Origin of the sequence: Streptomyces sp. NBC_00557 (assembly GCF_036345995.1) — a bacterium.
Lineage (GTDB): Bacteria > Actinomycetota > Actinomycetes > Streptomycetales > Streptomycetaceae > Streptomyces.
Map to the genome: position 1 here is coordinate 7935611 of NZ_CP107796.1, position 13763 is coordinate 7949373.

General features: G+C 73.3%; 12 protein-coding genes and 1 pseudogene. 7 read left to right on the forward strand and 6 right to left on the reverse strand.

Annotation, left to right across the window (positions count from 1 at the left end):
• Positions 1-7: 7 nt before the first annotated feature.
• From OG956_RS35325 to OG956_RS35335, 3 genes and pseudogenes are all read left to right on the forward strand, one after another.
• Positions 8-279: pseudogene (locus OG956_RS35325) on the forward strand (VOC family protein).
• A gap of 197 nt (positions 280-476) precedes the next feature.
• A complete protein-coding gene (locus OG956_RS35330) occupies positions 477-2399 on the forward strand; it encodes a lamin tail domain-containing protein (protein ID WP_330342096.1) in 1923 nt (640 codons plus the stop codon).
• 100 nt (positions 2400-2499) lie between these two features.
• The gene (locus OG956_RS35335) at positions 2500-2655 is read left to right on the forward strand and encodes a DUF6131 family protein (RefSeq protein WP_330342097.1); all 156 of its coding nucleotides are present in this window, start codon (positions 2500-2502) and stop codon (positions 2653-2655) included.
• Positions 2656-3063: 408 nt separating this feature from the next.
• On the opposite strand, the gene OG956_RS35340 is transcribed toward OG956_RS35335, so the two are convergent.
• Positions 3064-3681, reverse strand: coding sequence for an RNA polymerase sigma factor (locus tag OG956_RS35340; protein ID WP_443065637.1), 618 nt, complete (start codon positions 3679-3681; stop codon positions 3064-3066).
• 182 nt (positions 3682-3863) lie between these two features.
• Here OG956_RS35340 and OG956_RS35345 point away from each other — a divergent pair, with 182 nt between their 5' ends.
• A complete protein-coding gene (locus tag OG956_RS35345) occupies positions 3864-4895 on the forward strand; it encodes a MerR family transcriptional regulator (RefSeq protein ID WP_330342099.1) in 1032 nt (343 codons plus the stop codon).
• Between the two features lie 48 nt (positions 4896-4943).
• Here OG956_RS35345 and OG956_RS35350 read toward each other — a convergent pair whose 3' ends face one another.
• The 3 genes from OG956_RS35350 to OG956_RS35360 form a co-directional block, all read right to left on the reverse strand.
• A complete protein-coding gene (locus OG956_RS35350) occupies positions 4944-6320 on the reverse strand; it encodes a cryptochrome/photolyase family protein (RefSeq protein WP_330342100.1) in 1377 nt (458 codons plus the stop codon).
• 5 nt (positions 6321-6325) lie between these two features.
• The gene (locus OG956_RS35355) at positions 6326-7942 is read right to left on the reverse strand and encodes an SDR family oxidoreductase (RefSeq protein WP_330342101.1); all 1617 of its coding nucleotides are present in this window, start codon (positions 7940-7942) and stop codon (positions 6326-6328) included.
• Between the two features lie 398 nt (positions 7943-8340).
• Positions 8341-9000 carry a TetR/AcrR family transcriptional regulator gene (locus tag OG956_RS35360; RefSeq protein ID WP_330342102.1) on the reverse strand — a complete coding sequence of 220 codons (660 nt, stop codon included), beginning with the start codon at positions 8998-9000 and terminating at the stop codon, positions 8341-8343.
• 49 nt (positions 9001-9049) lie between these two features.
• Between OG956_RS35360 and OG956_RS35365 the strand changes: the two genes are divergently transcribed.
• Complete coding sequence (locus OG956_RS35365) at positions 9050-9601, forward strand: GNAT family N-acetyltransferase (RefSeq protein ID WP_330343034.1); 552 nt, start codon at positions 9050-9052, stop codon at positions 9599-9601.
• A gap of 311 nt (positions 9602-9912) precedes the next feature.
• On the opposite strand, the gene OG956_RS35370 is transcribed toward OG956_RS35365, so the two are convergent.
• The gene (locus tag OG956_RS35370) at positions 9913-10812 is read right to left on the reverse strand and encodes a helix-turn-helix transcriptional regulator (RefSeq protein WP_330342103.1); all 900 of its coding nucleotides are present in this window, start codon (positions 10810-10812) and stop codon (positions 9913-9915) included.
• Between the two features lie 248 nt (positions 10813-11060).
• On the opposite strand from OG956_RS35370, the gene OG956_RS35375 reads away from it, so the two are divergent.
• Entirely contained in the window at positions 11061-12515 is a 1455-nt protein-coding gene (locus tag OG956_RS35375; protein WP_330342104.1) for an MFS transporter, read from the forward strand.
• Between the two features lie 137 nt (positions 12516-12652).
• Complete coding sequence (locus tag OG956_RS35380; protein WP_330342105.1) at positions 12653-12877, forward strand: hypothetical protein; 225 nt, start codon at positions 12653-12655, stop codon at positions 12875-12877.
• Positions 12878-12891: 14 nt separating this feature from the next.
• On the opposite strand, the gene OG956_RS35385 is transcribed toward OG956_RS35380, so the two are convergent.
• Positions 12892-13725: a helix-turn-helix transcriptional regulator gene (locus OG956_RS35385; protein WP_330342106.1), complete on the reverse strand. Its 834-nt coding sequence runs from the start codon at positions 13723-13725 to the stop codon at positions 12892-12894.
• Between the last annotated feature and the right edge of the window lie 38 nt (positions 13726-13763).

The following is a 13763-nucleotide window of genomic DNA, read 5'->3' on the forward strand; positions in this document are numbered from 1 at the left end:
AGGTTCCATGCCCCTGCAGATGAAGTTGGTTGCGATCACGCTCGATTGCCCGGATCCGCCGGCTCTGGCGTCGTTCTATCAGCAGGCCACCGGCCTTGAACCGCACCCGGGGTCGGACGCCGAGTTCGCCGGCCTCGTCGGCGAACACGGACTCTTCATCGGCTTCCAGCGAGTCGACGACTACCGGGCTCCCAGCTGGCCCGGCCAAAACGTTCCGGCGACACGGCGCGGGTCCTCACCGACCCCGTGGGGCATCCCTTCTGCATCAGCACACGCTGATCTCCGGCGGAACGCTCACTCTCGTCTTCCCGATGCCGTCGCACCGCACCGTGCCGGTGCGCTTCTGCCGTTTCGACGGGCGGCGGGTGGCGTTCAGGCGGTGGACACGCTGTTTCCAGATCGTGTGATCAGAGTTCGATGTCGTGCCTGTCTCACGCTTGCGTACCGGTGTCGCCTCCGCATGTGCCGCGGCTGTGATGTGCTCAGGGCTTGTCGTCACAGAGGTCCTGGCCGCGCAGCCTGCGGCTGCCACGGCTCCGGCCGGTTACCAGAACGTCCGGATCAACGAGGTCACGTCGTCGGGCAACGACACGGTGGAGCTGTACAACGCCGGCTCGGCCGCAGTGAGCATCAGCGGCTGGAAGATGTCCGACGACGGCTTCTCGCCGCAGACGTTCAGCCCGTCCGCCGGCACCATCCCGGCCGGGGGCTTCGTCACCTTCAACTCGCCCAAGGGGCTGGGCGATGCGGACAAGCTGGTGATCTACACCTCCGACGGCACGGTGGTCGACCGCGTCGAGTGGGCCACCGACGAGGCGAAGCCGGCGATGGCGCGTTGCGGCGGCGACGGCACCGGGGCGTGGGTGACCACGACCGCCGCGGCCACGTTCGGCGCCTCCAACGCCTCGGGCTGCCCGTCGTCGGTACCGGCGGCGAACCGGGTACGGATCAACGAGATCACCTCGAACGGCGCAGACACCGTGGAGCTGTACAACGGCGGAACGAGCGCGGTCGGCATCGGGTCGTGGAAGTACGTCGACAACGACACCGGTCACTCCCCGGTTTCCCTCTCATCGTCCTCGCCGAGCGCCACCAGCATCCCCGCGGGCGGCTATGTCACGTTCAACTCCGCCCTCGGCCTTGGCGACAACGACTCGGTCTTCGTCCTCGACGGCAACGGCAACACCGTCGACTCGGTGACCTGGGCCACCGATGGCGCCAAGCCGTCGGACCAGCGCTGCGGCAACGGCACCGGCTGGTTCCAGACCGCCACGAGCGCGACGCTCGGCACCGCGAACTCCTGCCCGGGCGGCGGCAGCGGTGGCGGCAGTGGGCAGACGGGCCGGCTGCTGGGTGGTGGCGGCTCGCTCACCAGCGGCTGCACCCCCGAGGTGCCCACCGGGACCGGCTCCGCGCCGGCGGGCACCCTGGCGTGGCCCGGGGGACCGGATGTCACCATCGCCGACAACGTCTGCGCGTTCACCACGTCCACCGGTCCCGAGGGCCGTGACCTGAGCGGCCTGGCCTTCGACCCGGCGAACCCTTCGGTGCTGTGGGCCGCCAAGAACAAGAACTGGCTGTTCAAGCTGGTCAAGAGCAACGGCAAGTGGATCCCGGACCCGGCGTGGAGCGCGACCGGCAAGCAGCTTCGCTTCGCCGGCGGCTCCGGCGAGCCGGACTCCGAGGGGCTGACCGTCGGCGGCAACGGCCATGTCTACGTGACCTCCGAACGCGACAACGCCGACAACACGGTCCCCAAGGACACGATCATGGAGTTCGACCCGGCCGCGACCGGACCGACGCTGACGCCGATCCACCAGTGGGACATGACCTCGCAGTTCCCGCAGCTCGACACCGGAAGCAAGGACGACGCCAACCTGGGCTTCGAGGGCGTCGGCTACGTACCGGACAGCTGGCTGACCGCGAACGGCTGGGTCGACCCGCTCACCGGCGCCCGCTACAACCCGGCGAACTACCCGCTGCACGGTTCGGGCCTGTTCTTCGCAGGTCTGGAGTGGGACGGCACGCTGCACGTCTACGGCCTGAACTCCGACGGCACGTTCACCACGTTCGGCACGATCGCGACCGGCGAGAACTCCGTGATGGACGTGGCGTTCGACGCCGGAACCCAGCGCGTCATCGCCACCTGCGACAACACCTGCGGCGAGACGCACACCTTCATGAGGATCAACGCCGGCGGCGCGATCGTTCCGGACACGACCTACACCAACCCGGCCGTCATGCCGGCCGACAACCTCGAGGGCTTCGCGATCGCGCCGACCTCGACCTGCGTCGACGGCTTCCGCGAGGCGGTCTGGAGCGACGACGGCATCTACGGCTTCGGCTCCGGAAGCTCCTCCTACGGACATGCCCTCTACAGCGGCACCTTCCCCTGCTGACCACGCCGACCGCGGTAAACGGTTCCAGACCTCCGCAAGGGGATAAACCCCCACTTAAGGGGCACATGGAACGTAGTACTACCTGCAGCGGGAGGCAGCCGTGATCGTCCTCGGCATCATCTTGCTCGTCATCGGTTTCGTCACCGGCATATCCATCCTGTGGACCATCGGCATCATCCTCGCCGTGATCGGCATCGTGCTGTGGATCCTGGGCTCGGTCGGCCACGCGGTCGCCGGCCGTCGGCACTATTGGTGACCGCTCGAAGGAGACCCCGAGCCGCTCGGACCGGTGAGGCGAGCACGCACCGTTGCCGGCTCCGGCGCGAAGCGAAGCTGCGCGCCCGGCCGGCGGCGGTGCCACCCGTTCGCGGCTCCGCCGCAGCCGGCACGGACGCCCACGCCGGCAGTGTCGCGCCCCTCCCCAGCCGCGCTCCGCGCAGCCTGTTCGGCTCTGTCACGTCTGGAGGCCGAGGGCTGCCTCGTTCCCACCGGCTCCTCCGCGCCGGCGCCGAAGCCGCTCACGCGGCGAGCCGCGGTGCCTCCCAGAAGGATGGGGAAAAGGAGCCGAGGTCAGGTGCGCAGCGGCAAGTCCGGCCGCCGGGCCGTGCACAAGCCGTGCGCCCTCGAGGCCGAAGAAGGGGGCCGGTTCCCGCGCCGGGTGGTCTCAGGCGGCGGAGACGCCCTCTTCCTCCAGGCAGCGGCGGAGGCGGTCGAGACCGCGCCGGGTGTGGCTCTTGACCGTGCCGAGAGGCCAGCCGGTGACCCGGGCGATCTGCGCTTGCGTGAGGTCCTCGTAGTAGGCGAGGTGCAGCACCTGGCGTTGGGCGGTGCTGAGCCGCCGCAGGGCACGGCCGACGACGAGCCGGTCCAGCGTCGCCTCGGGCTCTGCGGTGCTCTGCGGACCGTGCACGGAGGTCAGTCCGCCGAACGCGGCGACGAGCCGGGCCTGACGCGCACGGGCTGCGAGGGCGTCGGCCACCTTGCGCCGGGTGATCCCGGCCAGCCAGGCGGCCGGGGTCCCGCGGTCCGGCGCATAACCGTGCCGGCCGCGCCAGGCGTCGGCGAACACCTGCTGGGTGACGTCCTCGGCATCCCGCGCGTCCCCGAGCGCCCGCTGGGCCAGCCCGTGCACCAGTCCGCCCCACCGCCGGTGCAGCCCGCACCAGTCGGCGGCGTCAGCGGACAGCACGGAGCTGTCCGGGGGCTCGGTGGGTGGACCGCTGCGCCCGGAGTCGACAGGACCGGCGGAGTCCGGTACGGCGGTGATGTGGTCCATGGCCATGTCCCTCCTCGCCTGAACCGGGTGCGGCCCGCCGGAACGGCGCGGCGCGCCTGGATGCGCGCGTGCGCTCACAGGTGCGGTCGCATCACACTGGATGTGCCGTTGCCCGGTACGGCCAGCCTGGGCAGCGGACGGTACCGGCGACAACCCGCATCGAAAGCGCATCGATTGGCGTGAGGAGCATGGCCGTGACGGACGCCGCCGGGTTGACGACGGGCGCGGTGGCCCGACGGCTGGGGGTGTCCCCGGCCACCCTGCGCTCCTGGGACCGCCGCTACGGTCTCGGCCCCGCCCTGCGGTCCGAGGGCCGTCACCGGCGGTGGGGTCCACGGGACGTCGCCCTGGTCGAGGAGATGTGCCGGCTCGCGGCGGCAGGCGTCCCTCCGGCCGAGGCGGCCCGCGTGGCCCGCCTCACCCACGGCGGGCAGGCACCGCCGGCGCACGGCCCGTCCGGCGCACCGCCCCATGAGCCGCAGGCGCCGGTGTCCGCGCAGGAAGTCCGCCGCGGCGGTGCCGGCGGGGGGCTGCCGCTCGGTGACGCGCGCCAGGAGTGCCGGGGGCTGGCGCGGGCGGCCGTACGGCTGGACGCTCCGGAACTGCGCAGCCGGCTGCTCGACGCTCTCGGGCAGCACGGGCTGGTCACCGCCTGGGAGGAGGTGATGGTGCCGACGCTGCGCGCGGCGGGCCGCAAGTGGCAGTCCTCCGGCGACCGGTACGTGGAGGTGGAGCACCTGCTGTCCTGGGAGATCTCCACCGCCTTGCGCCGCGCCGCGCTGGTGCTGCCGCGCGGCGAGGATGCCGTGGGCGGCGCGCCGGTGGTGCTGGCCTGCGTGCCCGGTGAGCTGCACTCGCTGCCGCTGGAGGCACTGGAAGCGGCGCTGGAGGAACGCGGGGTGCCCACCCGCATGCTGGGTGCGGCCGTGCCGGTGGAGGCGCTGCTGGCCTGTGTCCGGCGCACCGGCCCGGCCGCGGTGGTGCTGTGGTCGCAGACCCGCTCGACGGCGTCGGCGCCGCTGGCCCGGCACGTCGCGGCCCTGCAGTGGGGGCCGGCGGGCGCCCGGCTGCGGCCTGTCGTGCTGCCGGCGGGCCCGGGCTGGGACCGCCGGACGGCCGCCCCCTTCCCGCGGTGCGCGAGCCTCCGGGAAGCGGTCCGGACGCTCGGCGGCCTGTCCGGTGCGGACGGCTCCGTCCCCGGCCCGTCGGCCGACGGCTGAACGCGGGGATGCCGCAGCGCACCGGGCGGCCCCCGCCAGGTCTTCGGCTCACGGCTGTCTGCCGCGCGCCCGGCGGAAGCGGTCCAGCCCCTCGGCGAGGGTGATGATCGGATCGGGATAGTCCAGGGCGGCCCGCTCCCGGCCTGGGAGCTTCCACGGCTCGTGCACCAACGGTCCCTCGACACCGGCGAGTTCGGGGAGCCAGCGGCGGACGTAGACGCCTTCCGGGTCGTACTTCCTGCCCTGGGCGACGGGGTTGAGGACCCGGTTGGGGCGGGTGTCGGTGCCGGTACCGGCCATCCACTGCCAGTTGAGCTGGTTGTTGGCCAGGTCGCCGTCGACCAGCCAGTGCAGGAAGTGGGCGGCGCCGATCCGCCAGTCGACGTAGAGGGTCTTGGTCAGGAAGCCGGCGGCGAGCAGCCGGGCGCGGTTGTGCATCCACCCCTCGGCCCGCAGTTGCCGCATCGCCGCGTCGACGACCGGGTAACCGGTACGGCCCTCCCGCCAGGCGTCGATGTCGCCGGCGGCGGTGCGCTCGGTGCGCCACCGGTCGTGCTTGGTGCGGTAGTCGCGGTGCGCGCTCTCCGGCCGCGCGGCGAGGAGCTGGCGGTTGAAGTCGCGCCAGGCGAGCTGCCGTACGAACGCCTCGGCGCCGGCTCCGTCGTGCCGGCGGGCCCGGTGCACGAGCTCCCCCGGGGACAGGGTGCCGAAGTGCAGGTGGGCCGAGAGCCGGGAGGTGGCGTCCGCGGCCAGGTCGTCGCGGGTGCTGTCGTAGTCCTCCAGCCCGCGGCGCCAGTAGGCGGCCACCTGCGTGCGGGCCCGGCTCTCCCCGCCGGGCGGCAGGGCCGGGGACGTCCCGCCGGTCCGGCCCTGTGCCGGGAGCTGCTCGCCGCCCACCTCGTCGGGGACGGGCACCCGGCGCGGCGCACCCGTGGCCGGCCGCAGCGGCACCTGCGCCCACTGCCGGTAGTAGGGGGTGAAGACGGCGAAGTGGTCGGAGGAGGCGGGGGTCACCGTGCCGGCCGGTACGGCCACGGTGACGGCGTCGTGCACGAACAGCCTGCGGCCGGCCGGTTCGAGGGCGGACCGCAGCCGTTCCTCCCGGCGGGCGGCGAAACCGCTGTACCCGGCCGACATGTGCACCTCGTCGGCGTCCGCCTCGGTCACCACCCGGCACACCTCCGCCACCAGATCGCCGGAACGCACCACCAGCCGGCCGCCCCGCTGGCGCAGCGAGGCGTCCAGGTCCGCCAGACAGTCGTCGAGGAAGGCGCGGCGGTTGGGCGCGGCGAACCCCGCGGCCTCGACGGCGCGGTCCCGCACGAACAACGGCACGACGGCGTCGGCCGCCTCCAGGGCCGCGCGCAGCGGCGGGTGGTCGTGCAGGCGCAGGTCGGCGGTGAACAGGACGACCGAGACGTGCATGGGTGTCAGCCTCTTCCGGGTGAGCGTCGGGGAACAGCGCGTTCACCCGGCTCTTCGGCCGCTGTCCCGCCGGCGGACGCGCCCCCGCCGCGCCACCGCCGACGCGGCGCCGCGCGCTCCGCGGTACGGACGATGGTGCGGGCCATGCCGCCGAAGACGACCGCGTGGAAGGGCGAGACGCTCCACCAGTACAGGTGACCGAGCAGTCCGTGCGGATGGAACAGCGCCCGCTGCCGGTACCGGACGGGTCCGCCGTCGCCGCCGTCCACCCTCATCTCCAGCCAGGCCAGGCCGGGCAGCCGCATCTCGGCGCGCAGCCGCAGCAGCCGGCCGCGTTCGATCTCCTCCACCCGCCAGAAGTCCAGGGAGTCGCCGGCCCTCAGCCGGCTCGCGTCCCGGCGGCCCCTGCGCAGGCCCACGCCGCCGACGAGCCGGTCCAGCCGGCCGCGCACCGCCCATGCCAGGGGGAAGGAGTACCAGCCGTTCTCTCCGCCGATGCCCTCGACGACCTCCCACAACGCCTCCCGTGGGACATGGGCGTCGCGTTCCCGCACATCGGTGTAGAGGCTGCCGCCCGCCCAGTCCGGGTCGGTGGGCAGCGGGTCGCTGGGCGCGCCGGGTACGGAGGCCGACGACCAGCGCGTGGCCACCTGGGCGTCGCGGATGCGCTGCAGAGCCAGCCGGACCGCGCGGTCGAAGCCGACCGGATGTCCCGGGGGGCTCGGCACATACCGTTCGATGTCGTTCTCCCGGCACACCACCTCGTGCCGCAGCGACTCGGTCAGGGGGCGGGCGATGGCGGCGGGGACCGGGGTCACCAGGCCCACCCAGTGACTGGACAGGCCGGGCGTGAGGACGGGAACGGGCAGGATCAGCCGCCGGGGCAGGCCGGCTGCGGAGGCGTAGCGGCGCATCATGTCGAGGTACGTCAGCACCTCCGGGCCACCGATGTCGAAGGCGCGGTTCACCTCGCGGGGCAGGCGTGCGCATCCGGTCAGGAGGCGGAGCACGTCCCGTACGGCGATGGGCTGGATCCGGGTGTGCACCCAGCGCGGCGTGACCATCACCGGCAGCCGCTCGGTCAGGTAACGCAGCATCTCGAAGCTCGCCGAGCCGGAGCCGATGATCACGGCGGCGCGGAGCACGGCCGTCGGCACGCCCGAGGCGAGCAGGATGCGGCCGACCTCGGCGCGCGAGCGCAGGTGGGGCGACAGCTCCCGCTCGGGGACCGACCGAGGCGTCAGGCCGCCCAGGTAGACGAGCCGGCCGACGCCGGCCCGGCGGGCCTGCTCGCCGAAGACCCGGGCCGCCTCGCGGTCGGTGTCCTCGAAACCGCGGCCGGTGCCGAGGGCGTGCACCAGGTAGTAGGCCACGTCCACGCCGTCCATCGCCCGTGCCACCGACCCGGGATCGGTGACGTCGCCCCGGACGATCTCCACCCGCCCGGCCCACGGATGGTCGCGCAGCCTGCCCGGGGTGCGGGCCAGGCAGCGCACCCGGTGCCCGGCGTCGAGCAGCTCCGGCACCAGCCGGCCGCCGATGTAGCCCGTGGCCCCGGTCACCAGGCACGTCAGACCATCGCCCGCCGGGCCGCCACGCATCGGTGCGGTGTCGTCGCTCATGGTGGCTCCCGCCGTAACCTCGGCACGTCGCCGGCTGCTGTCACGGCACCCGGCACTCGTCTCTACGGTGCCGACCTCGCTCCCGGATGCGCCCCGGTGCGGGCCGACCGGGTGACGGGCGGCGTCGTGCGAGAGCCCCTTGTTCGCGCACCCCCGCCGACGGGAGTGGGGCTGAGACCCTGGTTCGCCTGCCGTCGGCGAGGATCACTCGTCCGGCGGAGCATGCGGCGCGCCGATCCGGCAACCGGGAGGGTGCCGGGTCCATCTCGTCCTCCAGGTGGTCGCCCGGCTGAGGAGGTGCTGCGGCCTGTCCCCGAGCCGGCCGCAGCACCGCCCTCGGGGGCGGGGAGCCGTCCTGTGCCGGCCCAGCTTGCCGTCGCCATGCCGCGTTCGCGGCTTCAGACTCCTGAACCCGGGCCGCACGGCTCGGAGGGCCCGTCGTGGCCGTGTCGCGTGGTCGTGGTGGGATCAGCGCGCGCGGTGAGTGTGGCCAGGTAGTCGTCCAGCAGCTCGATCTGCCGCTGCGGCGGGAACGCCGCCGGGTCGAGCAGTGCCTGCACCGCCAGACCGAGGACGAAGGCCTGTGCGGCGGCTGCGAGGGGGGCGGTGTCGCCGGGGGGCAGTTCGCCGAGCTCCTGGGCTGCGGCCGCGCACCGGCTCAGCCTGTCGCGGCTCTGGGCGTACTTGCGGGCGTAGTCGGCGCTCAGGGCGGGATCGGAGAGGGCGGCGTCCCAGGAGGAGACCCAGATGCGGTTGCTGTCGGTGGCCTCGGGGGTCAGCGGCAGGATGTCGAGCAGCGCGTCCCGGAAGGCGGTCAGGCCCGTGCCCGTCTGCCGGCGCGGGCGGGCCATGGTGCGCTGCTCGAGCAGGTCGAGGGCGTGCTCCAGCAGGGCGCGCTTGGTGGGGAAGTAGTGGGTGAGCAGGCCGGTGGTCGCGCCGAGTTCGGCGGCGACGGCGCGCAGGGTCAGACCGGCGAAGCCGCGTGTGGCCATGACCCGCCACACCGCCTCGGAGACGTCGCGCCGGCGGCCCTCGTGATCCCCCTTGGTGCGTGGCATGGCACCACGCTACATTGCCATAACAAACGTTATGTGAATGGGGGCTGTCATGTTCTCGCTGTCCTTGCGCCACGGTGCTCATCTCGCTCCTCTGGAGGTCTGGCACGCCGAGGAGTTCGCCGGCCATCTGGACCGGGCTCGCGAGCACATCCGTCCATGGGTCGGGGCCGGGTTCGTCACCGGAGATGTGGACGGGGCACGGGCGACGCTGCGCCGGTATGCGGAACGGCAGGCCCACGACGGCGGCCGCCTGTACGGCATTCGGCGGGACGGAGTGCTGGTCGGCGGCGTGATGTTCACCGACTTCGACGCCGCTCTCGGCGTGTGCGAGCTCGGTTGCTGGCTGGAACCCTCCGCCGAGGGGCTGGGGCTGGTCACCCAGGCGTCCCGCGCCTTGCTGGACTGGGCGTTCACCTCCCGGGGCCTGCACCGGGCGGAGTGGCACTGCCGGGCCGACAACGCGCGCAGCGCCGCGGTGGCCGAGCGACTCGGCATGCGACTGGAGGGCGTGCTCCGCGAGGCATGGCCTTACGACGGCGTCCGCTACGACAAGCAGGTCTGGGCGGTCCTCGCTCCCGAATGGCACGCCCTGAACCGGTGAACCGGTCGTGCTCGCCGGCGGCCCGCCGCCCGTAACTCGTGTGCCGTCGGCGCCGCCCTCCCGCACCGCTCGCACCACGACGCCGGCCCGTGGCCGGACGTGGTGCCGGGCCCGCTCCACCGGTCATGCGAGCGCCCGGATCGCCCGCTCGGCGGCCGGCGGGAACTGCTCGACGGGCTGACCCGCGGCAACCCCGTGCGGACCATGGCCCGGACCGGACCGACGCCGATGCGCGCGCACCGGCCCTGTCCGGAGAGCCGCCGGAACCGCGTGCTGCCCGCCCGGCCGGTAGCGACCGCAGGCGGGCGCCGTCAGCGACGGGCGGTCGCCGAGACGTCGTCCCCCGTCGACGCCTCGGAGGCGGCCACGCTGCCCAGCAGGCGCAGCGCCGCCTCGGAGGGCGAGCCGGGCTCGGCGGTGTAGGCGATCAGCCGCTGTCCGGACGTGCCGGGAAGGAGGAGGTTCTCGAAGCTCAGGTCCATCGCGCCGACGAGCGGATGGTGCAGCCGCTTCACGCCCGAGGTGCACGTGCGCACCGGATGACGGGCCCAGAGGGAGGCGAACTCGTCGCACTGCACGGTGAGTTGGCCGACGAGTTCGGCCAGCCGACGGTCGTCGGGGTGGCGGCCGGCCACCAGGCGCAGGGAGGCGACGGCGAGCTGCGCCTCCTCCTTCCAGTCGGGGTACAGCTCGCGGTACTGCTCGTCCAGGAAGAGCATCCGGGTCAGATTGGGGCGGTTGCCCGGAGTGCCGGGGCTGTCGGCCGGCAGGTGTCCGGCGAGCAGGGCGTGACCCAGCGCGTTCCAGGCGAGGACGTCGTTGCGGCGGTCCAGGACCAGCGCCGGCACCTCCGTCATCGCGGCCAGCAACTGGCGTGCGGAGGCGCCGGCGTGCTCCGCCCGCGGCGGTGCCGGGCGGGACGCGGACCCCGCGGAGGCGCGGGCCAGGTCCTTGAGGTGCGCGGTCTCGTCGGCGGTGAGCCGCAGCGTGCGGGCGATCGCGTCCAGCACGGAGTCCGACGCGCCGGTGGCACGGCCCTGTTCGAGACGGGTGTAGTGGGTGATGCTGACGCCCGCGAGCATGGCGAGCTCTTCCCTGCGCAGCCCGGTGACGCGGCGGCGGGTGGGATGCGGTGTGATGCCGACGTCCTCGGGCCGGAGCGCGGCACGGCGGGACCTGAGGAAGTGCCCCAGTTCGGACAGGGCGTCCATCGATGCCTCCCGTGTCGTACGTGCCCGCCGCGCCGCCGCCGCGGGACGGTGCCTGCGCTCGTGAGCGGCTCTGCGTCCATGATGCCCGTGGATCACGGCGGTCGGGTGCGGTCAGGGTGGTCATGCGATGACCACCCTTGCGCAGGCTGGGCGAGACAGGGTTCTGGCCGGCCTTCCCGGCGCGGACGAGTCTCCTTCCCGAGCGGCGCCCACGACGCCCGCGCCCGAGAGAAAGGGATATCGCCGTCATGTCCATCACCGATGCGGAAACCGCCGGTACTGCCGACGCCCGGGCTGCGGCCGGTGGTACGGCCCCGGCCGTCCTCACCCCCCGGCTGCGGCTGGTGCTGGTGCTGCTGCTCGCGGCCCAGTTCATGCTGGCCGTGGACTTCTCCATCCTGAACGTCGCCCTACCCGTGATCGGCGAGGGCCTCGGCTTTTCTTTGGCACACCTGCAGTGGATCGGGACCGCGTTCGCCCTGTGCGCGGCCGGCTTCACCCTGCTGTTCGGACGCGTAGCCGACCTGTTCGGGCGCCGGCGGCTGTTCCTCGGCGGCCTCGCCGTACTGGGCGTGGCCTCACTGGCGGGCGGCCTGGCGCAGAACCCCGAGGTGCTGATCACGGCACGCGTCTTCCAGGGCCTGGCCACCGCCGCGGTGACCCCGGCCGGCCTGTCCCTGCTGACCACCTCGTTCCCCGAGGGCCCGCTGCGGGAGAAGGCCCTCGGCCTGAACGGCGCGCTGATGTCCGCCGGGTTCACCACCGGCGCCATCCTCGGCGGCCTGCTCACCGACCTGCTGTCATGGCGATGGGCGTTCTTCATCAACGTGCCCGTCGCCCTCGCCGTCCTCCTCGTCGCACCGGCCGTCATCAAGGAGTCCCGGCCGGACGAGCGCCCGAAGCTGGACGTGCCCGGCGCCGTCAGCGTCACGCTCGGCCTGCTCGCCATCGTCCTCGGCCTCACCCAGGCCGGCGAACACGGCTGGGGCTCGTCCTCGGCACTGCTGCCCCTGGCTGCCGGTGTCGTGCTGCTCCTGGTCTTCTACGCCGTCGAGCGCAAGGTGGCGGCGCCCCTGGTGCCGCTCGGCGTGCTCGGCAAGCGGTCGGTGGCCTGGGGCAACCTCGCTGGTCTGATCGCCTTCCTCACCGAGACCTCCCTGGTCTTCCTGCTCACCCTCTACCTCCAGAAGGTGCTGGGCTTCTCGGCGCTGGCCGCGGGACTGTCCTTCGGCGTGCTGGGCATCGGCACGGTCGTCGGCGGATCCGTCGCCCCGAAGGTCATCGGGAAGATCGGCAGCAAGAGCACGCTGATCACCGGCGGCCTGCTGCAGACGGTGTTCACGGCCGCCCTGCTCGGCCTCGGCGACGACCGCGGGTGGATGGGGCTGCTGCTGGTCGCCACCTTCGCCGGCGGCGTCGGGAACATGCTCGTCATCGTCGGTTTCATGGTCACCGCCACCTCCGGGCTCGCCGACCGTGAACAGGGCCTGGCCACCGGGCTCGCCACCATGACGCAGCAGATCGGCATCACCATGGGCACGCCGGTCATGAGCGCCATCGCCACCGCCACGATGACCGGCACCGGAGCTGCGGCCGTCCTCGGCGGCCTGAAGGCCGCGATCGCGGTGAACGCCGCCCTCGTGCTCCTGGGCACGCTCACCAGCGCCGTCTTCCTGCGCGGCGCCGACTCACGAGCGCGGTGACGCCCGGCGGTAGGCGCCGCAGAAGGACCGGGCGGGCCGCCGCGTGGCCGTCGCGGCCCGCCCGGACGAGCGTGGTCGGCGGGCCGCTGGGCACTGCACCAGCCGGTCGTGGACCTTACGCGGGTGTCGGAGGCGCCGTGGGCGGCATCGGTGACCGCCTCGCCTCCCCGCCACCGGCACCCGCCCTGCTCGACGACCTGCCGACCGCGCTCGCCCGGTCCGAGGAGCGGGCGCAGGGCCGGCGCCGGCGGTCGGGCGGGGAGGGCACGGGCGGGACGCCTGCCGTCTGCCCGGCCCTGGCCCGTCGTGACCTGGACGAGCCGCCGACCCTGCAGGTTCGCGGCTCAGGGCGTGCAGGGTGAAGGGACGGCCCGGCTCACCGCGTGCGCAACCGGTCCAGTGCCGCCTGGCTCTCGTCGTCCGCGGCGCGGCAGATCATCAACCGCTGGTCCGTGTCCTGGATCGGCATCAGCACTTCGAAATGCACGGCGAGCGCACCGACGTCAGGATGCCGCATCTCCTTGCGTCCGCGGCCGTTGACCTTGACGTTCCGCTCGGCCCACACGCGGGAGAACTCCGCGTCCCGCGTGGTGAATTCGGTGATGAGGCCGGACAGCGCCTGATCCTCCGGATGGGCCGCCCACGCGGCGCGCAGGTGGGCGACGCCGTCCCGCACCACACGTTCGCGGTCGACGTAGAGCTCACGCATCTCCGGATGCATCAGGCACAGCCACATCGCGTTGCGCCGCGACGGCAGCAGGGTGTCGAAGTCCAGCAGCAGCCGGGCCATTTCGCCGTTCCAGGCCAGGATGTCGTAGCGGTGGTTCATCAGCATGGCCGGCAGTGGCGACAGGTCGGTGACCAGCCGGGCCAGCGGAGGCGCTGCCTGGGTGGCGGGCCTGTCGGCAGTGCGCGGGCGCTGCCGGGCCAGGTCGAAGAGGTAGGCGCGTTCGTCGGGAGCCAGGCGCAGCGCCCGGGCCAGTGCCTCCACCACGTCGGCCGAGGGCCGCAGCCCGCGGGCCTGTTCCAGCCGCACGATGTAATCGGTGCTGACCCCGGCCAGCTCGGCGACCTCTTCGCGGCGCAGTCCCGGGGTGCGCCGGGCCTGCCGGCGCGACGGCAGGCCGACATCACGCGGGTGCAGGCGCTCGCGCCGGGTCCGCAGGAACGCGGCCAGCTCCTGTGTCGTATCCACGGTGCGGGTCGTCATGGCCGGTCCAACAGCCTTCCTGGGACCGGTGTTCCCAG